Source organism: Paenibacillus sp. FSL R5-0527, from assembly GCF_038008055.1.
Classification (GTDB): domain Bacteria; phylum Bacillota; class Bacilli; order Paenibacillales; family Paenibacillaceae; genus Fontibacillus; species Fontibacillus macerans.
On sequence record NZ_JBBOYI010000001.1, the window covers coordinates 2,591,083 to 2,614,868 of the forward strand.

At 56.1% G+C, this 23,786-nt stretch carries 21 protein-coding genes and 1 riboswitch; of the genes, 8 read left to right on the plus strand and 13 right to left on the minus strand.

The genetic code is table 11. The features are described 5' to 3' along the window. Positions 1-20 precede the first annotated feature (20 nt). The gene (locus NYE69_RS11370) at positions 21-1,700 is read left to right on the plus strand and encodes a cobyric acid synthase (RefSeq protein WP_340926266.1); all 1,680 of its coding nucleotides are present in this window, start codon (positions 21-23) and stop codon (positions 1,698-1,700) included. 406 nt (positions 1,701-2,106) lie between these two features. Here NYE69_RS11370 and NYE69_RS11375 read toward each other — a convergent pair whose 3' ends face one another. Continuing rightward, a complete protein-coding gene (locus tag NYE69_RS11375) occupies positions 2,107-3,795 on the minus strand; it encodes a methyl-accepting chemotaxis protein (RefSeq protein WP_036625026.1) in 1,689 nt (562 codons plus the stop codon). Between the two features lie 223 nt (positions 3,796-4,018). After that, positions 4,019-5,104, minus strand: a complete 1,086-nt coding sequence (locus NYE69_RS11380; protein ID WP_340926268.1) for a M24 family metallopeptidase — start codon at positions 5,102-5,104, stop codon at positions 4,019-4,021. 233 nt (positions 5,105-5,337) lie between these two features. Here NYE69_RS11380 and NYE69_RS11385 point away from each other — a divergent pair, with 233 nt between their 5' ends. Then, positions 5,338-6,822 (plus strand): MDR family MFS transporter, encoded by a 1,485-nt coding sequence (locus NYE69_RS11385; protein WP_445744828.1) that lies wholly within the window; start codon positions 5,338-5,340, stop codon positions 6,820-6,822. A gap of 245 nt (positions 6,823-7,067) precedes the next feature. Here the strand turns inward: NYE69_RS11385 and NYE69_RS11390 are convergent, their stop codons facing one another. The 7 genes from NYE69_RS11390 to NYE69_RS11420 all read right to left on the minus strand — a co-directional run bounded on the left by NYE69_RS11390 (position 7,068) and on the right by NYE69_RS11420 (position 11,246). Beyond that, on the minus strand, positions 7,068-7,250 hold the full coding sequence (locus NYE69_RS11390; RefSeq protein ID WP_340926273.1) for a hypothetical protein: 183 nt from the start codon (positions 7,248-7,250) through the stop codon (positions 7,068-7,070). A gap of 343 nt (positions 7,251-7,593) precedes the next feature. Next, positions 7,594-8,565, minus strand: a complete 972-nt coding sequence (locus tag NYE69_RS11395; protein WP_340926275.1) for a 2-hydroxyacid dehydrogenase — start codon at positions 8,563-8,565, stop codon at positions 7,594-7,596. An 80-nt stretch (positions 8,566-8,645) separates the two neighbouring features. Further along, positions 8,646-9,143 (minus strand): preQ(1) synthase, encoded by a 498-nt coding sequence (queF, locus tag NYE69_RS11400; RefSeq protein ID WP_340926277.1) that lies wholly within the window; start codon positions 9,141-9,143, stop codon positions 8,646-8,648. 56 nt (positions 9,144-9,199) lie between these two features. Continuing rightward, positions 9,200-9,934, minus strand: coding sequence for a 7-carboxy-7-deazaguanine synthase QueE (queE, locus tag NYE69_RS11405; protein WP_124331749.1), 735 nt, complete (start codon positions 9,932-9,934; stop codon positions 9,200-9,202). After that, positions 9,927-10,421 carry a 6-carboxytetrahydropterin synthase QueD gene (queD, locus tag NYE69_RS11410; protein ID WP_340926279.1) on the minus strand — a complete coding sequence of 165 codons (495 nt, stop codon included), beginning with the start codon at positions 10,419-10,421 and terminating at the stop codon, positions 9,927-9,929. Before queD ends, queE begins: the two co-directional genes overlap by 8 nt. After that, positions 10,418-11,086 (minus strand): 7-cyano-7-deazaguanine synthase QueC, encoded by a 669-nt coding sequence (gene queC / locus NYE69_RS11415; protein ID WP_124331724.1) that lies wholly within the window; start codon positions 11,084-11,086, stop codon positions 10,418-10,420. The genes queD and queC overlap by 4 nt, the downstream gene beginning before the upstream one ends. Further along, positions 11,079-11,246 (minus strand): hypothetical protein, encoded by a 168-nt coding sequence (locus tag NYE69_RS11420; protein ID WP_155620497.1) that lies wholly within the window; start codon positions 11,244-11,246, stop codon positions 11,079-11,081. The genes queC and NYE69_RS11420 overlap by 8 nt, the downstream gene beginning before the upstream one ends. 24 nt (positions 11,247-11,270) lie before the next feature. Further along, positions 11,271-11,314: riboswitch (PreQ1 riboswitch) on the minus strand. A gap of 232 nt (positions 11,315-11,546) precedes the next feature. Between NYE69_RS11420 and NYE69_RS11425 the strand changes: the two genes are divergently transcribed. Next, the gene (locus tag NYE69_RS11425) at positions 11,547-13,049 is read left to right on the plus strand and encodes a copper amine oxidase N-terminal domain-containing protein (RefSeq protein WP_340926283.1); all 1,503 of its coding nucleotides are present in this window, start codon (positions 11,547-11,549) and stop codon (positions 13,047-13,049) included. Positions 13,050-13,475: 426 nt separating this feature from the next. Next, positions 13,476-14,522 carry an ABC transporter substrate-binding protein gene (locus tag NYE69_RS11430; protein WP_340926285.1) on the plus strand — a complete coding sequence of 349 codons (1,047 nt, stop codon included), beginning with the start codon at positions 13,476-13,478 and terminating at the stop codon, positions 14,520-14,522. A gap of 246 nt (positions 14,523-14,768) precedes the next feature. Here NYE69_RS11430 and NYE69_RS11435 read toward each other — a convergent pair whose 3' ends face one another. After that, positions 14,769-15,863 (minus strand): CobW family GTP-binding protein, encoded by a 1,095-nt coding sequence (locus NYE69_RS11435; protein WP_340926287.1) that lies wholly within the window; start codon positions 15,861-15,863, stop codon positions 14,769-14,771. 106 nt (positions 15,864-15,969) lie between these two features. Here NYE69_RS11435 and NYE69_RS11440 point away from each other — a divergent pair, with 106 nt between their 5' ends. Further along, the gene (locus NYE69_RS11440) at positions 15,970-16,377 is read left to right on the plus strand and encodes a NusG domain II-containing protein (protein ID WP_326043654.1); all 408 of its coding nucleotides are present in this window, start codon (positions 15,970-15,972) and stop codon (positions 16,375-16,377) included. A gap of 57 nt (positions 16,378-16,434) precedes the next feature. Here NYE69_RS11440 and NYE69_RS11445 read toward each other — a convergent pair whose 3' ends face one another. Further along, positions 16,435-17,292 (minus strand): TIGR03943 family putative permease subunit, encoded by an 858-nt coding sequence (locus tag NYE69_RS11445; protein ID WP_340926290.1) that lies wholly within the window; start codon positions 17,290-17,292, stop codon positions 16,435-16,437. A gap of 28 nt (positions 17,293-17,320) precedes the next feature. After that, entirely contained in the window at positions 17,321-18,328 is a 1,008-nt protein-coding gene (locus NYE69_RS11450; RefSeq protein WP_326043656.1) for a permease, read from the minus strand. 225 nt (positions 18,329-18,553) lie between these two features. On the opposite strand from NYE69_RS11450, the gene NYE69_RS11455 reads away from it, so the two are divergent. The 3 genes from NYE69_RS11455 (at position 18,554) to NYE69_RS11465 (ending at position 20,643) form a co-directional block, all read left to right on the plus strand. Continuing rightward, the gene (locus NYE69_RS11455; protein ID WP_155620503.1) at positions 18,554-18,688 is read left to right on the plus strand and encodes a hypothetical protein; all 135 of its coding nucleotides are present in this window, start codon (positions 18,554-18,556) and stop codon (positions 18,686-18,688) included. A 184-nt stretch (positions 18,689-18,872) separates the two neighbouring features. Beyond that, positions 18,873-19,424, plus strand: a complete 552-nt coding sequence (locus NYE69_RS11460) for a PadR family transcriptional regulator (RefSeq protein ID WP_155620504.1) — start codon at positions 18,873-18,875, stop codon at positions 19,422-19,424. A gap of 40 nt (positions 19,425-19,464) precedes the next feature. Beyond that, a complete protein-coding gene (locus NYE69_RS11465) occupies positions 19,465-20,643 on the plus strand; it encodes an MFS transporter (RefSeq protein WP_340926294.1) in 1,179 nt (392 codons plus the stop codon). 91 nt (positions 20,644-20,734) lie between these two features. Here NYE69_RS11465 and NYE69_RS11470 read toward each other — a convergent pair whose 3' ends face one another. Continuing rightward, positions 20,735-23,785, minus strand: a complete 3,051-nt coding sequence (locus NYE69_RS11470; RefSeq protein ID WP_340926296.1) for a glycoside hydrolase family 48 protein — start codon at positions 23,783-23,785, stop codon at positions 20,735-20,737. Between the last annotated feature and the right edge of the window lies 1 nt (position 23,786).

Here is a 23,786-nt window from a genome sequence, read left to right on the forward strand (position 1 = left end):
ACGGAAGGGAGAGGAAGCGGATGGAAAATAGAGAAACGGTGAACGGCGCGGTGCTTATGGTGCAGGGTACGGCCTCGGATGTCGGGAAAAGCGTCATCGTGACGGCGCTCTGCCGCATTTTCGCCCAGGACGGGTTTCGCACCGCCCCCTTCAAGTCCCAAAACATGGCTTTAAACTCCTACGTTACCCCGGACGGCCGGGAAATCGGCCGGGCCCAGGGGGTTCAAGCCGAGGCCTGCGGCATCGCCGCCACCACGGACATGAATCCGGTGCTGATCAAGCCGACCGGGGACATGCATTCGCAGATCGTCGTTCACGGCCGGCCGCTAAGGCATCTCAGCGCGGCGGATTACCGGGAGAAGTTTCTCCCGGAGGCGAAGCCGCTTGTGATGGATGCCTTGAACCGCCTGCGCTGGCAATACGACATTGTCCTCATGGAGGGGGCCGGCAGCCCGGCGGAAATCAACCTGAAGCAGCGCGACATCGTTAATATGAACCTGGCGGGATGGGCGGATGCGCCGGTTATTTTGGTCGGGGACATCGATCGCGGCGGGGTGTTCGCGTTCCTGGTCGGAACGCTGGAACTGCTGGAGCCGGAGGAGCGGGCCCGGGTCAAAGGCTTCATCATCAACAAATTCCGCGGGGATCTTTCCCTGCTCCAGCCGGGGCTCGATTGGCTGGAGCGGCGCACCGGCATTCCCGTGCTCGGCGTGCTGCCTTATCTTCCCGACCTGGATATTGAAGCTGAAGATTCGGTCGTTTTGGATACTTATCCTTCGGCGGCGGAATCCGCCGGGGAGCAAGCCGCGGTCGATATCGCCGTAATCCGCTATCCGCGCATTTCCAATTTCACCGATTTCGCTCCGCTCGCCGCCGAGCCGGACGTATCCCTCCGCTACGTGGACAAGCCCGCCGACCTTGGGCAGCCCGACGCGATTATCCTGCCGGGCACAAAGGACACGATCGGAGACCTGTCCTTCCTGCGGGAGCAGGGATGGGATCAAGCCATCCGCCGGCATATGGAGTTGCGGGAGCATGCTCAGCTGGCCGGCATCTGCGGAGGCTATCAGATGCTCGGTGCGCGTTTGCACGACCCCGAGGCGGTGGAGGCGGATGCGCCGCGGTCGGCGGAAGGTCTGGGCTGGCTGCCGCTCGCGACGACCTTCCGCGCGGGCAAAAAGACGGTTCGCGTCCGCGGGACGACGGCAACCGGGCATCCGGTACGGCTGCATCCTCCCGGCCAGGCCGCCTTGCCTATCGAAGGCTACGAAATCCATCAAGGGGAGACGGTTCGGTTGCCGGCGGATTCCGCTTCGCCATCTTCTGCTTCTGCCTTCGCTTCCGCCGGCTCCGCTATAGCCGATATGTTCCTGATCCGCCGCGAATTGGCCGCTTCCGTCGACGGGCCGCCTACGGACGGGGACGAAGTCCATCCCGAAGGCGCCGCACGCTCTGATGGACGCGTGTTCGGCACTTATTTGCACGGCCTGTTTCATAACGACGCGTGGCGGCGGGCCTGGTTGGACGGCATTCGCACGGCGAAGGGACTTGATCCCCTGGGCGCGACCTTCACGGCGGCCTCCCGCAAGGAAGCGGCCTTCGACCGCCTCGCTGGGCATGTCCGGCGGCATCTGAAGCTGGAGCAAATTTATGAAATCGCCGGGCTCGATCCGGCGCTGGCGAACAGGAAGGGCGGCTAGGAAGTCAGCTAACCTTGTTTGCAGTGGATGGGTCATTTTTTATACGCTCAGTCATCAATCATTGACCCTGTTTTTAGGTTCAACCTAATCATCAGTGCTTGACAGTCAAGCCGGAAACAGACCATGGCCTGGAGCGAGACTCGCTATCCGGAGGCTTTGCACGATTATCCCGTTTGACCAGGTGACTATGCTTCCTGAACTAAAGGGATGATCGTGCAAAGTGCTTTGGAGAGACAACCTCCCCCCCCATCTCCATCATCATTTATTTTGTCAAGCACTGATTTTGGTCTTGAGCATGTTTTTTCTGACTTGTCCGACATAAGCGTATAGAATGGTGCATAAGTGCTAATCCGTTCTGACCGGCGGATGGAGCAGCTCCCATACGGAGGAGAGCATCTCCGCCCAATTAGATGCGGAACTTTTCCACCGCTTCGCGCAGCGACAGCGCCTGCTCGTGAAGGGAGCGCACGGTTTGGGCGTGGCTTTCCATTTCGGTGAGCTGCTGCTGGGAATATTGGGCGATTTGCTCCATGCTTTCCAGCGATTTGGCCGTAATGTTGGCCGCTTCCTCAACCGAGGCGGTAACTTCTTCCGTGCCGGCGGAAACCTGCTGCGTGGAAGAGGACACCGATTGGATCGTCAAATTGATGTTTTGGATCAGCACCGTCAGTTGGCCGAAGGCTCTGCCGGCTTGTTTTACGCGGCCGGTCCCGGAGACGATCTGCTCGCTGGCGCGCTGCATTGCGCTGACGGAATTTTCCGATTCCTCGCGGATGCTCAGCAAATATTCGCCGATTTCGTCCATGGCCCCCCGGGACTGCTCCGCCAGCTTGCGCACTTCCTCGGCGACGACGGCGAAGCCTTTGCCGTTCTCCCCGGCGCGCGAAGCTTCGATGGCCGCGTTTAACGCCAGAATATTAATCTGTTTCGTGATTTCGGTAATCGTGCCGACGACGGTGGCGATCGATTCGGACCGTTCGTTCAGGATGCGGATGTGCTCCAGCGTGCGTCCGGCCGCTTCCTCGACGAGCTGCATCTGCTCGACGGCCGTTTGTGCTAACGCATTGCCGGCGCCGGCTTCCTCGGCGGCTTGTCCGATCCGTTCGGTGACCTCGGCGGAAGAGGAGGCGATATGCTGGATGCCCTGCGAAATTTCTTCCATCGCCCGGGCGTTCTCGGCGGCGGCCGTGGCGATCGTCAGACTGCCGGATTCGATTTCCCGCGTCGCTGCGTTGGAGCGGGTGATCAGCTCCCCAAACGTGTCCACCGACCGGGATAAATGTTCCGATCCGCTCACGACGGTTTGCGATGTGTCCAGCACTTTGGCGAACATCTCTTTGAGCTGGTTCGTCATCGTCCGGAAGCTTGCGGCAAGCTGAGCGACTTCATCATGGCCAGCCACCTCGATCGCCTGCCGGAAATCGCCGCCGGCCATTTTTTCCGTAACGGCAACCAGCTTTTTGATCGATTTGGTGATGCGCCGGCTAACAAAATATGCGACCAACAGCCCGGCTCCAATCACGAGGGCGGTTATACCGATGCAGATCTGCAAAATTTCCGCCCGCTTCTGATCGATAAAAGTGGCGTCCAGCCCGATGGCCAGCACCGCTTTGCTTCCGGGGATCGCGATAAACGCCGTCTTGTGCGAACCGAACCGGTCCGAATACAGCTCGCTGATATGTATTTCGCCATCGGAGGTTTCGGCCATCGCGGCTTGAATCTCCAACGGGTCGCCGGCTTTCATTCCGGAATTTTCGTTGGCGGCGATGACGGCAGCTCCGTTTTCCTGAAGCTGGATCAGGTAGGCGTTGTTTAAATGAAACTCCTTGGCGCTTTTCGTCAAATAGGATTCAACCGCAAACCGGGAATTTTCCTTGCCGCTCATCAGTTGCATCGCCTGATTCGTGTCCAGCCTTTTGTAAATGTCCTGCGTACTGGTCAGGAGCACTTTGTCAAATTGCGGCAGCACGTTTTGGCTGATGATTCCCATAGAAATGTAATAAAAGCTTACACTAAACAAAAGCGAAGATACTACGATAAGCGCTGCAAACGTAAGCATGAATTTGCGGCTGATGGAGCTGTTGATTTTAAACACGGAAATCTCCCCAATCTCTCCCATAAAATAAGTGTTTTATGTCTATAGTCCTATGCCCGAACCGTGGATTCCCTTTTTTTAACCACTGGTTCATAAGTATTATTTTATAGGAAAAAATGCCCTTTGAAAATGAAAATATCCGCTGAATGTTTGCAAAAAAGAAAAAAATCAGAGCTTTCGCCCTTTTGAAGGGGAAGAAGGCTCTGATTTCTTACATTTAGCGTCAGATATAAGTCAACTGTTTCGGATAGGCGGTCAACACTTCCACGCCGGAGGCGGTCACGAGCACGTCGTCCTCGATGCGGACGCCGCCGACTCCAGGCACATAAATCCCGGGCTCTACCGTAAATACGTTGCCTTCCGTCAGCAATTGTTCGTTTTTGCCGTGGACGGAAGGGAATTCATGGACGTCAATGCCCAGCCCGTGGCCTAACCGGTGAATAAAATAGCGGCCGTAACCGGCGGCTTCGATCACGTCGCGGGCGGCTTTGTCGATCGAGGCGAAGCTGACTCCCGGTTTGATGGCTTCGATGGCGGCCATGTTGGCAGCCAGCACGGTTTCGTATATTTTGACCAGTTCATCGGACAACTCCCCTACGGCAAACGTGCGGGTGATGTCGGAAGCGTATCCGTCCGCGTAAACCCCGATGTCAAACATGACAAGATCGCCGCGGCGAATTTGCCGCGTTCCGGGAACGCCGTGCGGCAAAGCCGTCTTTTCCCCGGACAGCACCATGGAGTCGAAAGAAGGGCCGTCCGCGCCGAGCTTGCGGATTTGATACTCCACTTCGGCAACCAGCTCGTTTTCGCTGACCCCTTCTTTGACCTGGCGCACCGATTCCGTCAGCACCTGCTCGATCAGGTTTACGGCGCGCTTGATTTTAGCGACTTCGTCCGAACTTTTGCGGAAGCGAAGCTCACGCAGCCACGGGCCGGCATCCAGATACCGGGAAAAACCGAGCGTTTCCTGCATTTGTTCGAACCTGGCCACGGAGACCTGCTCTTTTTCGAACCCGATCGTGCCGATCGTCCCCTTCAAACGCTGTTTCAGCAGGAGATATGGATCGTCCGTGTCCTGGTGGGTGATGATTTCTGCGACGTCCGCCGCCGCCCGGGCCGCTTCCTCGTCCAGCGCGGGCACCATGAGAAACGGTTCGCTTCCCGCTTGAAGGACGGCGCCAAGAAAGCGTTCATGAGGATTGCTCAGGAATCCGGTCAGATAGTATACATGTTTCGGATCGGTAATCAGCAGGGTGCTGATCCCGGATTCGCGCATTTTTCGGTCAAGCTCAGCCCATTTCATATTCATTAAAAAATACTTCCTTTCGCAAGCAGTTTCAAATATCATTATAGGCTAATAAATGGAAAAGGGATAGTTAGGAGCAGGCGCAAAATTTAACGGAATAATGGTTTACATTTGCGGAAATTTCAATAGAATGGGAAGAAGCTATGTTATGTAAAATTTGAATCAATTGGCTAAAAGGAGAGACGACGTTGACAGCGGAAAAAAAGAATCAAACCCCACTCATCCTGATCGGCCTGATGCTGGCGATCCTGATGTCGGCCATGGACAACACGATCGTGACGACGGCGATGGGGACGATCGTCGCCGATCTCGGCGGCATGGAGCAGTTCGTCTGGGTAACCTCCGCCTATATGGTGGCGGTGATGGCGGGAACGCCGATTTTCGGCAAACTGTCCGATATGTACGGGCGAAAACGCTTTTTCCTGTTCGGGATCATCACGTTTTTGCTCGGATCGATCCTGTGCGGGCTGGCCGGCAGCATCATGCAGCTCAGCATCTTCCGGGCGATTCAGGGGATCGGCGGCGGGGCGCTGATGCCGATCGCATTTACGATCATCTATGACATTTTCCCTGTGGAGCAGCGCGGCAAAATGACCGGCCTGCTTGGGGCGGTATTCGGCACCTCCAGCATTTTCGGCCCGCTGCTCGGCGCGTTTATCACCGATTCGCTGGGATGGCACTGGGTCTTTTACATCAATGTGCCGATCGGGATCGTCTCCCTGCTGCTGATCACCGCATATTACCGGGAATCGCTTGCGCACACGAAGCAGCAAATCGATTGGAGCGGGGCGGTTACCCTGGTCGGCGCGGTGATTTGCCTGATGTTCGCGCTGGAGCTCGGCGGCGAAAAATACGCTTGGAACTCGGCGGTGATCATCGCTTTGTTTGCCGGCTTCGCCGTGCTGTTTGTCGCCTTTTTGCTGGCGGAAACAAAAGCGCGGGAGCCGATCATTTCGTTCGGCATGTTCAAAGTACGGCTTTACGCGACAAGCTGTTTGCTCGCCTTGCTGTACGGCAGCGTGTTTATCGTGGCGACGGTGTACATCCCGATTTTCGTGCAGGGCGTATTCGGCGGCTCGGCCACGAACTCAGGCATTATTTTGATGCCGATGATGGTCGGTTCGGTCGTCGGCAGCATGATGGGGGGAATGCTGATTTCCCGGCTGTCGTACCGCGCGGTTATGGCGATCTCGGTCGTCTGCTTCGTCTGCGGCGTTTTCGCCTTAAGCACGCTGACGAACGACACCTCGCGCCTGGTGCTTACCGTCTTCAGCATTTTGACGGGCTTTGGCGTCGGCTTCTCCTTTTCGGTGCTCAGCATGGCCTCCGTCCATCATTTCGATATGCGGCAGCGCGGCGCGGCGACGTCGACCAACTCCTTCCTGCGCTCGCTTGGCATGACGCTCGGGATTACGATCTTCGGCATCGTGCAGCGCAATCTGCTGGCGGACAAGATGTCGGCGGCTTTTGCCGGAACGGGACAAGCAGAGGCCACCTTCGGCAATGCCCAGGAGGCGCTGAGTTCGGACAAGCGGGCCATGATCCCGCCGGAAATTTTGGATAAAATTACGGACGCCTTATCCGGTTCGATCGCGCACACCTTCATGTGGGCTTTGATTCCGGCCGTTTGTTCCGTCCTGGTCGTCATCGCCATGCCCAAGGACCGGATTGTCCGCGGCGCGGCGGCCAGGCCGTCCAACCCGTCCAAGCAGCAGGGCTGAATGGTTTGATACAAAGTATACGATGATCAGGATGGAGAGAAAAGCACCATGCGGTTGCGCTCTGGCAACTAGAAATCGGCGCTTGAGAGCTGGCAGCTGGCTGAGCTGGCTGTGGAACGACGAACCTTGCCAGCGGGCAACTGGCTGTTGGAACAACGAACCGTAGGCTGGGTTTAGACGAAATGGCCTTCAAAATAGCGGCACTTTATGTACTTATTATCCGGAGCCAAGCATGTTTATCCTCATTAGCGGCATTTTTTGTCCTTATCTTCCTGCGGGTGGCCCAAAATACGGGCATTTCGATAGCGGCCGGGGAAATTAGCGGCATAAATTGCCGCTATCTCTCTCAAACGGGCGGAGATCGGCGGAATAACGGCGCTTTTTGTCCTTATTTTTTCACTGGTGTTCTTCCGGCCATCCTGGCCCAAAGAAAAAGCCGCTCCCGAAACATGGACGTTCAAGTCCAGGCCAGGGAGCGGCTTCTTTCCATGATAAGCGTGCCTATAGTCACACCTATAGTCACGCCGTGTAGTCAAACCGCGTAAGTCACGCCGTGTTAGGCACGCCGCGTAGGCATAGTGTGTAGGCACGCCGTGTAGTCAAACCGCGTAAGTCACGCCGTGTTAGGCACGCCGCGTAGGCATAGTGTGTAGGCACGCCGTGTAGTCACAGCGTGTAGGCTGTAGGCAAACCGCGTAGTCACGCCGTGTTAAGCACGCCGCGTAGTCACAGCACGTAGGCACGCAATGTAGTCACGCCGTCACACCGGCTTTAGGAACGCAGCTCCTTGACCACGTTCGGCGGTGTGCCGCCGGCCAGCGCCGTGGCCAGGTTCTCCGCGGCCAGCAACGCCATTTGACGGCGGGTCTGCGCGGTGGAGGAGCCGATATGCGGCAGGGTGACGACGTTCGGCAAGCCGAGCAGCGGATGGTCCGGGGCAATCGGCTCGCGCTCGAAAACGTCGAGCCCGGCGCCGTAGATGCGTTTTTGCCGCAGCGCTTCGGTCAGCGCGGCTTCGTCGACCGTCGCCCCCCTCGAGGCGTTGACGAACACGGCCGTGGGCTTCATCCAGGCAAGCTCGCGTTCGCCGATCAGCCCCCGCGTTTCCGGGGTCAGCGGCGTCATCAGGACGACGAAGTCGGATGTTTGCAGCAGCTCTTCCATAGAGCAGTACACGGCGTCCAGTTCGGCTTCGGTCCCGGGCTTGCGGCTGCGGTTATGGTACAGCACGTCCATGCCGAAGCCGAAGCGGCCCCGGCGGGCGACGGCTTCCCCGATTTCCCCCATGCCGATGACGCCAAGCGTCTTGTGGTGCACATCAAGCCCGAACAAAATTTCGTCGTCGCCGCGTTTCCATTTCCCTTGCTTGACGTACTGGTCCAGTTCCGGCACGCGGCGGGCGACCGCCAGCATCAAGGCAAAAATCAGGTCCGCGACCGTGTCGTTCAGCACCGCCGGCGTGTTCGTTCCGATCACGCCGCGGGCTTTCATCGCCTCCAGGTCAAAGTTGTTATAGCCGACGCTGATATTGCTGACGGCCTTCAGGCGGGGAGCATGCTCCAGCAGCTCCGCGTCGATCCGGGTGCCGGACGTCAGCAGGCCGTCCGCTTCGGCTAGGCTTGCGAGCAGCCGCTCGCGGGGAATCGGTCCGTCGCCGTCCCACTTGCTGAAAAGGCAGTGTTCGGCGAGATAGGCCTCAACCTCCGGAGGCACGGGTCTGGCGATAAATACGTGTGGCTTCACGGTTCTCCTCTCCCTTTTCTATGGAATCGTACAAACACTTAAACTTACCTTTATCATACCAGAAAAGAGAGGGGGAGGCGTTAGCGATTGTCAATCTTTTCCGGGTACATGTCGTGATTGAGCAGGCGGTGTTCGGCCATCGCCTCGTATTTGGTGCCGGGGCGTCCGTAGTTGCAGTACGGATCGATGGAAATGCCGCCGCGCGGGGTAAATTTACCCCATACCTCGATGTACTTCGGATCCATCAGCTTGATCAGGTCGTTCATGATGATGTTGACGCAATCCTCGTGGAAATCGCCGTGATTGCGGAAGCTGAACAGGTAGAGTTTCAGCGATTTGCTCTCCACCATTTTCACGTCGGGAATGTAGCTGATGTAGATGGTGGCGAAATCCGGCTGCCCGGTAATCGGACAAAGGCTCGTAAATTCGGGACAGTTGAATTTTACAAAATAGTCGCGGTAAGGGTGTTTATTGTCAAACGATTCGAGCACTTCCGGCGCGTAATCAAACGGATATTTTACGCCCTGGTTGCCCAGCAGCGTGACTTCTTGCATTTCTTCAGGTTTTCTTCCGGCCATGGATGGCCCTCCTTTGCAAAGTGATTTTATCAATATAGAAAAAATAATTGCCAAAACTATACGCCGCGTTTGTTCCCCCATACGAGGGCATGCAGCTGCGGCAGAACGCGCACGTTATTCAATTCGGACGAGGCGACGACCTTGTCGATCAACGCTTCGTAGCGCCGCAGCAGATCGGCGGCATGCTCCCGGATATCCATCCGCCGTACGTCGGGATTGCCGACCTGCACATACATCGCCGTATCCGGGTAGCGGGCGTGCACTTGTTTGGCGTAGGCGAGATCGGCCTCGTCAAACACGACGACCTTCAGGCTGACGGCCAAGGGATGGGGGCGATGGGACAGCTTGGTCACAATATCGTCCAGAATAGCCCAATCGGTCTCCATTCCCGAGCTCGGCGGCTTGGGCGACAGCGTGACCTGCTCGATCTCGGCCAGCCAGTCCTGCCAGCGCGAGCCTTGCGTCTCGACGGCGATGGCAACGCCCTTGGCGTGCAGCAGTGCCACCAGGCCGGCGAGCTGCGGCAGTAGGGCGGGGTTGCCGCCCGATAGCGTGACGTGCGAGAAACGATCGCCGCCGATCTCCCGCAGCTCTTCCCAGATCTCCGCCGGCGTCATGAAGCGGATCGCGTCTTTGGCGCTGCCGTCCCAGGTGAAGGCCGAGTCGCACCAGGCGCAGCGGTAATCGCAGCCGGCGGTGCGGACGAACATCGTTTTTTGCCCGATGACCATGCCCTCGCCCTGAACGGTTGGGCCGAACACTTCCAGCACGGGAATCGGCGGGTTATTCATCCAGCATCCACTCCCGTCTGACTTCGGCATAGCTGGTCGGCGTCTCGTACAGACGGACGAACTCCGTCCGGCCTTCCAGCACGACATTCCGGTAGGTCTCCGACCCAAGCGCGGCTTCCATTTTCTCGAACAGCCATACGACCATGTTTTCCGCCGTCGTATTCATCGGCGGCAGCGTTTCGTTCAAATAACGGTGATCGAGATAAACTTCGATCTCGTTTTTCCAGATCTCCTTAATCGTGCCGAAATCAACGGTAATGCCGATCTCGTTAGGCAGGGCGCTGATGCCAAACACGGCTTTATACGTGTGGCCGTGCAGATTTTTGCATTTGCCTTCATAGGCATGCAGATGGTGGGCGGCGTCGAAAGTAAATTCCTTGCTGACGAGAACGCGGCGCCGGTGGTAGCGCAGCTGCTCCTTGCCGATGTCGCGACCCAGCTTCTGCAGCGATTCAACGATCCGAAATTCGCCCGGCATCCGGCTCATTGTTTGCCCGCCTCCTGACGCTCCAGCAGGTATTTGTCCAGGCCGGCTTTGCGCAGCTTGCAGGCCGGGCATTCGCCGCAGCCGTCGCCGATGACGCCGTTATAGCAGGTGAGCGTCCGTTCGCGCACAAAATCGAAGGCCCCTAGCTCGTCGGCCAGCTTCCACGTCTCGGCCTTGTCGATCCACATCAGCGGCGTGTGGATCACGAATTCGTAATCCATCGCCAAATTGAGCGTCACGTTCAGCGATTTGACGAACACGTCGCGGCAGTCGGGATACCCGCTGAAATCGGTCTCGCAGACGCCGGTCACGATATGCTTGGCGCCGATCCCTTTGGCCAGGACGGCCGCAAAGCTGAGGAACAGGTGATTGCGCCCGTCCACGAACGTGCTGGGGAGCTCCCCGTCCTTTTGCGCGATGGCGATGTCGCTGCGGGTCAGCGCGTTTTGCGTCAACTGGCCGAGCAGGCTCATGTCGAGAATCGTGTGTTTGATGTCAAGCTCTTGGGCGATGTCCTTGGCGCATTCGATTTCGCGAGCGTGGCGCTGGCCGTAATCGAACGTCACGGCCTCCACTTCGCCGAACTGCTTTTTCGCCCAGAACAGGCAGGTGGTGCTGTCTTGGCCGCCGCTGAAGACGACGACCGCTTTTTCGTTTTTAAGCATAAAAAAACCCTCCATCTTCTTTGGGATTTGAAAGCGGCAAGCCTTGGCCGCCGGCAGAAGAAAGAGAGTTCTTGAACTGGTCGCAAAAAAACAAGCCCGGTTCCGGCGGGTGTTTCGGCTGCCCCTTCCGCGCTTGCAGCGCTGATGAACGGAACGCCAAAATCAACCCCTCCATAAGACAGGACGTTTTATAGTTTTTTATAGAGGGAGTTCTCGAACCTCTCCCATGCCGTAAGCCGGATCCGGCCAGCATGGATTCTTCTTCAATTGGGTGCTTTCATACATAGGCATTAGGCACAAAGTTCATTATAACATAATTTTTAATGCGGGAAAGGGGCTGATGCGATTCGGACGCAGGTAGTTCTTTGGAAGCGATATGTTATTTAGCTGTTCACAAAACCGGGGATATCGTCGATAATGGAGTAGATCATTTATAGATCAATATAGAGGAGGGTGAACGATGAAAAAAATGAAATGGCTGGCCATTCCCGTCATTTTGCTATTGGCGGTGCTGACCGGATGCCAGGCCGTGGGCGGCTTTGATGTCAGCAAGGCGCTGGCCGGCAGCCTGAACCCGACATCCAGCGAATCCAGGCAGACGCTTAAGGTGGAACTGGTGCCGACTTCCGGAAACTTGTCTGCCGAGGACAAAGCAGCTATCGAACTGATCAATTCTTTATCTATCAATATTGACAGCGCCAAGGTGCAGGATAAAAATCATGCGTCCATCAAAGGCTCGGTCGGATTCCAGGGAGGAAACATCCCGTTTCTGATGTCGATGGATGCCGCTAAAGGGATTGCGTTCCAGATCGAAGGAGCTAAGCAGCCACTGTACATATCGCTGGATAACGCGCTGTCCAAAGAAATGGGCATGAATGAAGAAGGCGTGCAAAATTTAACATTGAAGACAGCGGAGCTTATTTTCAAGCATTTTCCGAATCCGTCGGTCCTCACCGTGAAACAAACGCAGGAACAGGTTAACGGCGAATCGTTAAACCTGACCAATCTGCACGCCGAGATCCGCGGCGATGAGCTGGTCGGCATGATCAAGCCGTTCCTTGTCAGCTTGTCCACGGATGAGCAAGGTTTGAAAGAGCTGATCGGCGAGTTTTATGATATGGTACTTCCTGTTGTTAACGCCGTTAACGAGTTTGGTGCCGGGGACATGGGAACAACGATGGACCAGCAGTCCAAAGCGCAAGTTGTAGAAGAACTTTACCCGGAAATCAAAAAAGAACTGGAAGAGTTCATCAAAAACTTTGATAAAGATATTGCCGTCCTGCTGAACGATACGCCGGAATTGTCCACCGTGCTTGGCAAAGATACGGTGCTTAAGCTGGACCTGTATTTCGACAGCAATCTGAACATCCGCAAGCAAACGATGGATCTGAACATAGCGCTCCCCAGCTCGGAAGATCTCCCGATTTCGGCGATCAAGGTTCACAGCGAAAACGAAGTCTGGAACATTGGCGGCCAGGTGGCCATCGATCAGGTGGATACCTCCGCGGGCGTGCTTGACACGACGGACGGAAAGGTAACGCCGGGGCAAATTTTGCGCAATTTCCAAGAAGTGACGCCGCTCTATAAGCTGCTTAAGGATCAAATGAAGATCGGCCATAAATATGCGGTGATCGATTCGAAAAACGATTATTACGGAGTCATCAATAAAAAGGGCACTGCTTTCGTGCCGCTTCGCTACTTGTCGGAGCAGTTCGACGCCGAAGTGAAATGGACGGAAGGCTCGAAACGGATCGTTGTTGTCAACGATCTCACCGGGGAGGAAATCGTCCTGACGATCGGCTCCAAACAAGCGGTGGTGGGCGGCAAGACCGTTCAGTTGAGCGGGCCGGTGTTCGTGCACAAGGACGGATCGACCTACGTGCCGCTGCGCTTCCTGGCGGAAGCGCTGGGAGCGACGGTTGAGGTCGACCCCGAAGGCTGGATTACTGTGGAACGGAAGTAAGTTGCCGCTTAGTTAACGTTTTGTTAACGCTTAGTCTTAACGTTTAGTTGAAGCTTTAACTTAGGCGTGGGATTGTCCCTGTCACTTTGGGTGGCGGGGATGATTTTTTTTTAGTCCCCAAATGCAAAAGTGCAGGCGATATTTGTCAAATTTCCTCGAAATAGTCTATCGAAATGCAAAAGTACATTTGCTAAGGAACTTTTCGATAAAAAAGAGCCTTTTGACCGGAAATGAAGTGCACTTTTGCATTTGACGGGCCATTGTCAGGGGATTGGGCGCGAACGAACTGTATTTTTACATCTCGCAGGATCCGGCGTAGCCCGTATCCGTTACGTTTATCCCCGGCTCCTATTGCTTAAATCCCTGTTTCTTTATATAATGATAATCATTATCAGTGGAGATATGAATGGGGGATTAATTAGAAATATGCACGCTTTTAAATATCGTTTTCTTACTTTGGCTGCAATTGTGCTGATGACTGTCGTGCTTGCCGCCTGCGGCGGTCAAGGCGGAAACGCCGGGACGAATGGGGCTGGCGGAGCTCCCGCAAATGGGGGGGCGAACGGCGGAGCCGCGGGGAATGCGCAGGGCGGTAACGCCGGAGCATCGGAAGGACAAGCCGGGACGAAAATCTACACGGACTATAAAGGGGAGCAAGTGGAAATCCCAACGAATCCGCAGCGGATCGTGTCGATCACGCATTTGGGCGACCTGGCGGCCTTGGGAGTGAATCCGGTTGGCGCCGGCTCGGTGGCGCTGGAAAATTCGGTTTTGCTGCAGAAGGAGCTGGAAGGTGTCGAGAATGTCGGCGATGTATCCGTGGAGAAGGTGCTGGAGCTTCAGCCCGACCTCATTATCGTGCCTACTTATCTGCCGGCCGAGACTGTGGAACAGCTCAAAAAAATCGCACCGGTCGTTACTCTGGCCACGACAGGCTGGGAGGGCGTCGATCCGCTCGAAGAGGTGAAGACGGTTGGCGCCTTGATTGGCCGGGAGAAAGAGGCGGAAGCGTTCATTGCCCGCTACAAGCAAAAAGCGGAAGAAGCCAAGGCTAAGCTGCAGGAAGTCATTGGCCCGGACGAAACCGTCGGAACGTATTCGATTTGGGCGAAAAATTTCTGGGTATGGCCGAAAACGCGGGATGCCGGCTACAACCTGTACGAGATGTTCGGCTTGAAGCCGCTTGACAAAATCGAAAAAGAAGTGTTCCCGACGACAGGGGCGGACATTTCGCTGGAGGTGCTGCCCGAGTATGCGGCGGACCACATGTTCGTAACGGTTTATGAGCCGGACGGCGGGGCGGAACGCGCGCAAGAGGTCATGAACGGTTCGATCTGGAAAAACCTCCCGGCGGTCAAAAACAATCATGTGTATAAGCTGGACAACAAAGAGTTTTGGATGGTTGACGGGCTGAACCTGGAGAAACAGCTGGATATTCTCGTCAATTTGGTCGTAAACCAAAATCAGAAATAACCGCGAGCGTTTGCTTGCATAAAAAAGCCGCTCCTTCAGTCGCTTGGACTGATGGGAGCGGTTTTTTGGTGTGCGGTAAGGATGGCGGAGGAAACCGGAGGATGCCGGATGCTGCGCAGGATGTTGCGGGATGTTGCAGGATGTTGTTAGGATGCTGCGGGATGCTGTCTTCCTATCTCGATGGACAACGGATGCAGGACCCACGCCAGATGTTTAACGAACTCCGGCCCGCGCCGCGGGCGACCGTTAAACGAGCAGAGCCCATTCCTTGCGGATCGCTGTTTCCTCCAGCCCATAACCGATCAGTACGAGGTAATGCGGACCGCTGTGGGCAATGGACTCCCAACGGAACCGCTTGCCGGCGAATTGGAGGAGATACGTTTGCTCCTGCCGGGAAAACCGGAGATAGCCTTTAGCCCGCAGCACGCCGCTGCCCCATTGTTTGATGAAACGTTCCAGCTTACTTGCCGGCAGGCTTACAGGCTCGGGCAAAGGCAGAACGACGGTGCGGATTCTGCTGAAGGAAACGGGGGGATCACCCTTAAGCCCGCCCGAAGATACGTTGCCGGCAGGATTCCCGGATGTGCTCCGCAGTTCGCTCCCCGGCCCGCTTCGGAGAGCTCCGGGAGAATGAGCGTGATCCGGCACGATCACCCGGAAAGGGGAGCGCTTCAACGGAACGGCCGTTTTGCCGGGGACCGGCTGCACGCCCTCAAAGAAAGGGCCCAGCGGCACGGCGGCGTTGACGGCATAATGCATCCGCGCCGCGGCATTGTGCTTGCGGGCCATTTCCGCCACTTTGGCGCAATGGGAGGAGGAGGCAAGATCGGTTTTGTTGATGATCAGGTCATCGGCCGCGGCGATCTGACCGCGCAGCGTTCGCACGAGCTGTTTGTCGGAGGCGAATATGCTGTTGTATTCAAGCGCATGCTCGGCATCTACGATCGTAATGACGCGGTGGAGATAGACCCGGCGGACCAACTCCGGCTCGGTAAGCTGCTCCACGATTTCTTCCGGATTGGCCACGCCGGTGAGCTCCAGCAGCAGCAAGTCGGGCGATTGCCGCAGCAGGCTGGCGATGGCTCCTTGGATTTCATCTTTTTTCGTGCAGCAGATGCAGCCGTCCAGCAGCTTTTCCAGAGGAAAGGCCGTGCCGGTTGCGCGGGACACGAGATCGCCGTCGATATCGAGCCGCCCGAGTTCATTCATTAATACACCGGGCCGAAGCCCGCGTTTGCCCGCTTCCTCAAGCAATTTCAGCAGCAGCGTCGTTTTGCCGCTGCCCAAAAATCCGCTTAAAATGATGACCGGCGTGCCTGGCGTGTTACTGTTAGGGTGCATACCTGCAAGCTCCTTTCGGGACATGTCATTGACAAATGGGAGACGTGCTTCTAATATATGTTTATTCGTAACAATTACGTTTAAACCACGAGAATGGAATGAGCTTATGTTAAAACTCAAACGCGGCGACGTGCTGCTGATGGCGTTTCTGGTGCTGGTCGGTTCCGTTTGGCTGCTGCTCCGGGCCGCTGCGGAAAACCGGCAAACCTTTGATCCGTCCGCGCTGGACGCGGTTATAACGGTGGATGGAAAACCATATGCGACCGTACCTCTGGACGGTCCGGAGCAAACGCTCGATATCCGGACGGAATACGGCCACAATACATTAAAGGTGTTTAACCAGGGAATTCAAATGGTTTACACCGATTGCCCGAAAAAAATTTCCATGCAGATGGGTTTCATCTCCCGCCCGGGCGAAACGATCATATGCGTTCCCAACCGGGTGTACGTGGAGATCGTGAGCACCGGAGGCGGGGAACCTGATGATGACGGAATCGACGCTTACGTAAGGTAGCCCCAACGTCCGATCGCCGACGCTAATGTAAGGCAGCGCTCCTAGCCGGCTCCTCCTTTATTCGTCTTGCCCGCTCTCCCAAACCTTCACCGAATCCCCGCTCGGGTACACATAAGGCGTGTCCGGCCTGGGGATTTCCTTGACCTGTTCGGCGGCGACGGTGATGATGTTTTTCCCCTGGCGAATCTGCGGCTCGATCGTTCCTTCCACTTCCAGCCAGGCATCCGCCCGAATATTCCTCAGCGGCTCGGCCGAGGTCACGACAACGCCGAACGGAGCCGCGTCCGCCGTGCAGCACATCACCAGGAAGCGGCCGAGAATAAATTCATGGGCGTTCGGCGCTTGGTACACAAACCCGCTCAGTTTGACTTTTTTTCCGCGAAATTGATCCTGGAACAGCTCGATCGCCCCCACCGTTTCCGAGAAAATCTCCGGCCGGATCTCGATGATCTCCTCCGGGTACAGCCGCTTGGCCAGTTCGGCGAATTCGGCGTTATACGGGTCGGGCGCTTTAAACGTCGTCTCCAGTTGCTCTGCGGCAGAGAGGGGGGAGGTCAGGCTCATCCCTCTTTTGGCGGCGGCGGAGCTGCCGAGCGCCTGATCGGGAAGCAGTGCCCCCAGCAGCAGCGGGAGCAGGAACAGGCCGTAGACCGCGGCGTTTTTCCAGCTTGACGCGGACAGCGGGCGCTCGCAGTCGCAGAGGACGGCGGCTTTTTGAAACAATGCCTGATAAGCAAGGCTGACGGCCATCAAAACCAACGCGATCGGGCAGTAGCGGATATATGGCTCCATGGTCGGGGCGATATAATATTTCAGCGCTCCCGCTTTGGACAGATGAGCGATGAACAGGGCGAACCCGAGCAGGATCAGCGATCTGGCGAAATAATGGGCCCGAATCACGCGGGGGTGGTTCATGCGGCTCGATACCTCCTTGTTTTTTCTGTTAGGGGCTTAGCCACAGAGCCTCCGTCAGCACGGCCCCCGTAAACACGATCGTACAGATGAGAAAGGCCAGGTAGAGGACGAATTTGGTTTTAAAGACGGAGAGCAGCATCAACCCGTTTTTCAAATCAAGCATCGGCCCGAACACGAGAAAAGCGAGCAGCGAACCCCCGGAAAACGTCTGCAGAAAAGTGGCGGCCACAAAAGCGTCGGACGTGGAGCACAAAGACAGCAGAAATGCAAGCCCCATCATAAATACATAGGCGCTGACCGGCCCGCCGCCGATTTCCGCGAGGTTTTCCTTGGCGACAAAAGCCTGGATGCCCGCCGTCAACATGCAGCCGACCAGCAAATATTTGCCCATTTCGAACACTTCGTCCGCGGCGTGCACGAGCACGGCCGTCAGCTTCCCCCCGCCATGCCCGGGCGTATGCCCTCCATGTTCAACCGTCCCGCGGGCAAAGCTGAGCTTCAGCGGGCCGTCTTTCCAAGTGAGATAGACGATGGCGCCGATCGCCGCGGACACGGCAAAAGCCAGTCCCATCCGAGCGTACACCATTTCGGGATATAAGCGAAAAGCCATGTATGTGGCGCTGAACACGACCGGATTCAGGATAGGTCCCGACAAGATAAACACGACCGCCATATAAACGGGCATCCCCTTCTGGATTAACCGGCGAATGAGCGGAATCATCCCGCATTCGCACACGGGGAAGATCAGGCCGAGCAGGCAGGCGCAAAGGATGCCGAGCGCCGGGTTTTTGGGCATAAAACGGCTGAGGGTCTCCTCGGACACGAACAGATGGAGCAGCGAGGAGAGCAGCGCTCCGATCAGCACGAAGGGCAGCGCCTCCAGTAAAATGCCGATAAAGCTCGTTTTGAACGTTTGGACCTCGTTCAGCGGGACCTGCTTTAAGAGAGCCGGCCCAAGGACCGTCAGGCAGGCCAGCGCAAAAGCAAGCGGAACCAGAAGCGGCAGCAGGCGGCGGGGCCGGGCGATTTTGTTCATGTCGATCTCCTTCAACGAACAGGTTCAAATTTAATGTCTGATAACGGCTTGGCTAAATCATAATCATTACTATTAATTAGCGCCGGATTTCAGAACCGAACTTGTGTGCAATCTCAAAAAATTCAATTCTCCCGGTTGACAAAAGGGCGCAGGAGAAGATATATTATGAAAAGTTAAATCGTAATAATTACGATTATAAATGAGCTCGTATTCATCGGCATTGAGATGGACCGGAGTACGATTGAACGGGAACTTGACGCCTGCCTGCTAAGCGATGAGGAAATGGCGCTGGATTGGGCCGCTTTCCCTAATCCGCTGCCGTGGATTCCGGCCGAAGAGCTGTCTGCCGGCAACCCGTGATAAAGGGGTCATCCGCTGGGGAAGTGCAATAAGCAACGGTTCAAGGAAGCCATGCTCGTATGAGTATGGCTTTCATTTTTGCAGATCGAGCCCTACACGCTTAACCCTCTTGCATTTTATATCGAATCGACATATAATTTGTATCGAATCGACATATATAGTTTAGGGAATCGAGGTTTGGACATTGTACGAATTGTTTGTTTTGGGAGAGCTGATGACCGGCGAAAAACACGGCTACATGCTGCAGGACGTGCTTAAAAATGCGGTTGGCATGGGCAGGAAGATCAGTTCGGGAACATTGTACCCGCTGCTCTCCCGTATGATGGAGCACGGATGGATTCACCTGCGGGAAGAAGAGGAGACGAAGGGAGGGCGAACGAAAAAAATTTACGAAATCACCTCTTCAGGGGTTGAGCGTTTCCAACAGTTAATGGCGGAGCCGCTTGATCCGGCAACGGACTCCGATACACAGAGCACGTTTCGTTTTAAGATGGTTTATTTTCGATACGTCGGTAAAGAAGTACGGCTGGCCTGCCTGAATCAATATTTGCATATTCTTGAACAAAATCTTTACCACGTATTGCAATTCGAGTCCCGCCTGATCGCGCTAAAACCGGAGCCCGAGAAACAGCGCGTTCAGCTGCTGCGCGTGTTCGATCACCGCAAACGGCTGGGCGAGGTCGAAATTCAGTGGGTCAAAGAAGAGATCGAGCGTGTTTCTGCGGAGCAGGACTAATGCCAAAGATTAACGACATATACCGCGTGGGGAGGATCGTATGGAACGATTGTGGACGAAGTCCTTTATTTCGATGACGTTGGCGATGTTGGTTTTATTTACGGGATTCTATTTGCTGCTGCCGACTTTACCGCTGTTCATTAAAAACATGGGCGGTACCGAAACGCAGGTAGGGCTTGCCGCTGGGACGTTTACGTTAACCGCGGTGGTATTTCGTCCGATCGTTGGAGGTTTGCTTGACCGTTACGGCAGAAGGCCGTTTATGATCTGGGGGCTTCTGTTGTTTATCCTAGCGATGTGCCTTTACAATTGGGTCAGCGTCATTGCCATGTTGCTGGTTTTGCGCGTTCTGCACGGCGTCGGCTGGGCTTTTTCGACGACCGCCGTCAGTACTTCGATCACGGACATTATTCCGGCACCCCGCCGCGGCGAGGGCATGGGATGGTTCGGCATGGCGATGACGGTCGCGATGGCGATCGGACCGACGCTCGGATTGTGGGTTTTGGCTGACGGGAAGTATCACAGCTTGTTTTGGCTGGCAACGATGCTTTCGGTTGGGGCGTTCCTGCTTGTTTTGACAACCCGCATTCCAGAACCGCAGAAATCGGCTTCGAGGAAAATCGTGTTATTCGAAAAGTCCGTACTGCCATTGACTGTGGCGCTTTTCTTTTTGTCCGTCGCCTACGGCGGCATCACGACGTTTTTGCCATTGTACGGGGCTTCCATTCAGGTGAACTCCGGCACCTTCTTTTTGGTCTACGCTTTGGCGCTGACTTTGGCAAGGCCGATTGCGGGCAAGTTGTCCGACCGGCTCGGAGAGGCTTACGTCATCATCCCCGGGCTTGGGGTTACCGTGTTGTCGCTTGTGGTGCTTGGCTTCTCCGAAAATCTGTTCGGCGTGATCGCCGCTGCCGCGCTTTACGGGATCGGATTCGGTTCCGCCCAGCCCGCTCTTCAAGCCGCGAATCTAAGGCTGGCTCCCCCCGATAAAAGAGGCGTTGCCAGCGCGTCATTTATGACGGCGTTTGATCTGGGGATCGGGCTTGGCTCGATCATTCTCGGCTGGGTTTCCCAATATACCGGATACGAGGTTTTGTTTTTCGTCTGTGCCGGTTCCGTATTCGTATCCGCCATGATTTTCTTAACCTTTGTTATGCGGCGTTTGGCGGAGAAACGGCTGGCCGCGGCAGACGCTGCGCCCCCGGTGCCGGCCGAGTAAATAAAAACAAGGCGCGGCCGGACAATATGTCCGGACCGCGCCAAAGGGGGAGAAGGAGAAAGCAAATCGTTACAGTGTGCGGAGGTACGCCTTACGGCTCAAGCCCCCACACGAGAGTGCCGTTGAGATAGAGCGGAACGCGCTCCCACTCGGTATAGGATGTTTTCGTCGCATCGTAGGAGAAGTCATCCGTTTCGCTGTAGTTGGACCAGTCCGTTTTGTTGAAGCGGACCTGGATTTCGCCGCTGTCCGCGCCGGGCGCAAGGGTTCCCGCGCCGGGGCCGAAGGAAACTTCCAGATAGTAGTCCGCGCCCTCAGCGCTTTCGTTCAGCTTCACAAAGGTGCCCCTCACGTTCCCGCTGCCGACTACCGCGTAGTCGCAGTGGAACTCCTGCGGTTTGTCTCCGTCAATCGTAAAGTAGTAACGGAACTTCACATCACTGAGGTTGACGGTTTCCTTTCCATTGTTGACGATCTTAAATTGCGCCCGGATATGATTGTCGTTCGGATTCGAGTCGTTCGTTTGGTACTTCAGCTTCAGATCGCCTTCCACCGGTTTTGGCTTTTCCGTCGGGGTAGCGCTGACTTCGGCGGAATCCGGGCTCACGCCGATTTCATTGGATGCGCTGACGACATAATAATACGTTTGGTCATTGATGACATCAAGATCCAAGTAAACTGCATTCGTGACCGTGGCGATTTCCGTGTAAGGTCCGCCGCTTACCGTCGCGCGCTTCACCGTAAAGTTGTCCGCTCCGGCCGGTTTGCTCCAGGACAACGATACTTGGGTGTCGCCCGCTTCGGCCTTCAGCTTCGTCGGCGCTTTCGGGGCGGTCGGTTCGCCCGGACCGCCGCCGCCGTTGATCAAGCGGTCGTATTCGGCATAAGCCGTGGCCATGTCGACTTGCGACCAGAAGCGGTGGTAAGTGAATTCCGGCGCGCCGTTTTCCCATTTTCCGGTTTGCGCATTCCAGGACGTATTGTATTTATCCTCAAGGAATTTCCAATCGGGATCGTTTTTGATCTCCGGAAGAAGATCGGAATAACTGATATATACGCCGTTGCCGCCTTTGGACGGGTCGGACGGAACCGAATTCGTCCCCGGGATCGTGTTGCCTTGCCCGTATTTGCCGCTCCAGCCCGCCGGGAAGTAGATCTCCTTCGTGAAGTAACGGTAATAATCTTTACGCGGCTCCGGCTTCGTAATGCCGACGCCGTCATTATAGTTCCAAGAAGCATCCAGCAAGTTTTTGGCCAATTTTTCGGCTTGTTCGCCAAGCTCGGTGTATTTGCCGTTTTCAGCCTTCGTACCGGCTGCGTAGAAAGTCAAAGCCTTAACGTAGCTGCCGATTACGCCGAAGTCCTGGCCAGGGTCTTTCGTTACAACGTGCAGGTTTGGATTGCCGTCATAATTATCGAACCCGTTCCAGGTTTCCGGCTGGCCTTGCCATTCCAGATTGCCCGGAATCCAGAGTTCGCCCGGCGCTTCGACGGCAGCGATTTGCGGATCCTGTCCGCCGAGCACCCGGTGTCCTTGCTCATCGAGATAATACCCGTCCGCGTCGGAAGCCGGACGGCTGTCCACAAACACGTAATCCATCGACCAATCGATCCATTTATCGAGGACTTGTTTGGCCATTTGGAAGTTTTCCGACGAAGTGTCCCCGTTCGCGGCGAGAATATAATACAATTCCGCGATCCGTTCCACCGGCCATGCCTGCATGCCGAACCAGTTGTTGGACGGCGGGTCGTGGTAGACGGGCGCGCCGTCGTAAGCCATTCCGTAGAACGTGCTCGTTCCGGCCGGATACGCTTTGTAGGCGCCGTCCCAGCTGTTCGTCGCGCCGCCGGCGATCGCTCCTTCGGCGGATTGCAGCCAGGTGTAGAATTCCAGCTGGCGCTTCAGCGAAGTATCCCAATCCTGTCCGGCTGTCGGTGATTCGGGAATCAGGCCGCCGTCCGGGTTGGAGAGAGCGTAAGCCGCGACCACGTTTTGATACCCTTGGTGGGCGTGGCTGGCGCCGATCCGCCAAGCCCAGTTGGCGTTGTTTCCGAGACCGCCGCCCCAGGACGTATACCAGGCCATCAGATAATGGCTGGCATTTTTGCCGTTGCCGGGAGTCGGGCTGCCGTCCGCGGCGCTGCCGATTTCCTGGAAGTATTTATCGTACATGCCGTAGCGGAGATAGTCGCCCATTTTTCTGGCTTTGTCCAAATACTCTTCGTTGTCATAGCCCAGCTCTTTTGCCCAGTACATGGCCTGAACGGCCCGGGCGTCGGCATCCGTGGCGTTGGTGTAGCGCCATTGCGCCGCCGGAGCTTGGTTCTCCTTCGTGAACAGGGACATGAAGCCTTCGCCGGCTTTGCCGAACGACTTGTCGTCCTGTGAAGGATGGGGAATCGCTTCCCACACCGATTCCTGCTCGCCGCGTTGGAAGGTGTTCACATAGGCGGCCGTATGGTTTGGATTCAGCAGATTTCCGAAGCCGTACCAGTTGTCTACGTCGAGCAGCCAGTGCATTAGGTAAGTCTGGTTGTTCCCGTAAGTTTTCTTCAGCTCGGCGTCCAACGGGTCTTTACCGCCTGCGTATTGGCCGGTGAGCTCCGAAGGATAACGGTCGGGCTGCGGATATTCCGCCGCGTAGGTAGCCGGGCTGTTCGGGTTGTAATAGTTCATCGTCGGCTGTTCTTCCTTGCCGTCGCCTTCATTGACCGGGATAATATACTTTTCCATGTTGTCCCAGGCCTCTTCAAGCTTGCTCCAATCTTCCGTATAGTATCCGTACAGCACTTCGAGCCACATCCAGTAGCTGTAGGCCTCCGAGGTCGTCATATGCCCGTAATTGGGCGCTTCGCTCATCAGTGTTTCCACGGAGTGGTAGGGAATGCCTTCGGCCGAGAAATAACCGTTAGCCGGGTCCTTGATCTGGTCGTAAAGCTGCAGGAAGCGGGTTCTTTCCGTGGAAGCGGCCCCGGTTTGAGCAGAGACTGTTGCCGCCGCGTTTTTTGCTGCAGTTTCAGCAGCGGCTTCGGCAGCGGCTCGCCCCGAACCGGAACCGAACAAGCCGGTTCCCACGCTTAGAGATAACACCACGGTCATCAGGATTGAAGCAGGTTTCCTGCATCGATTCCAATGCGTCATC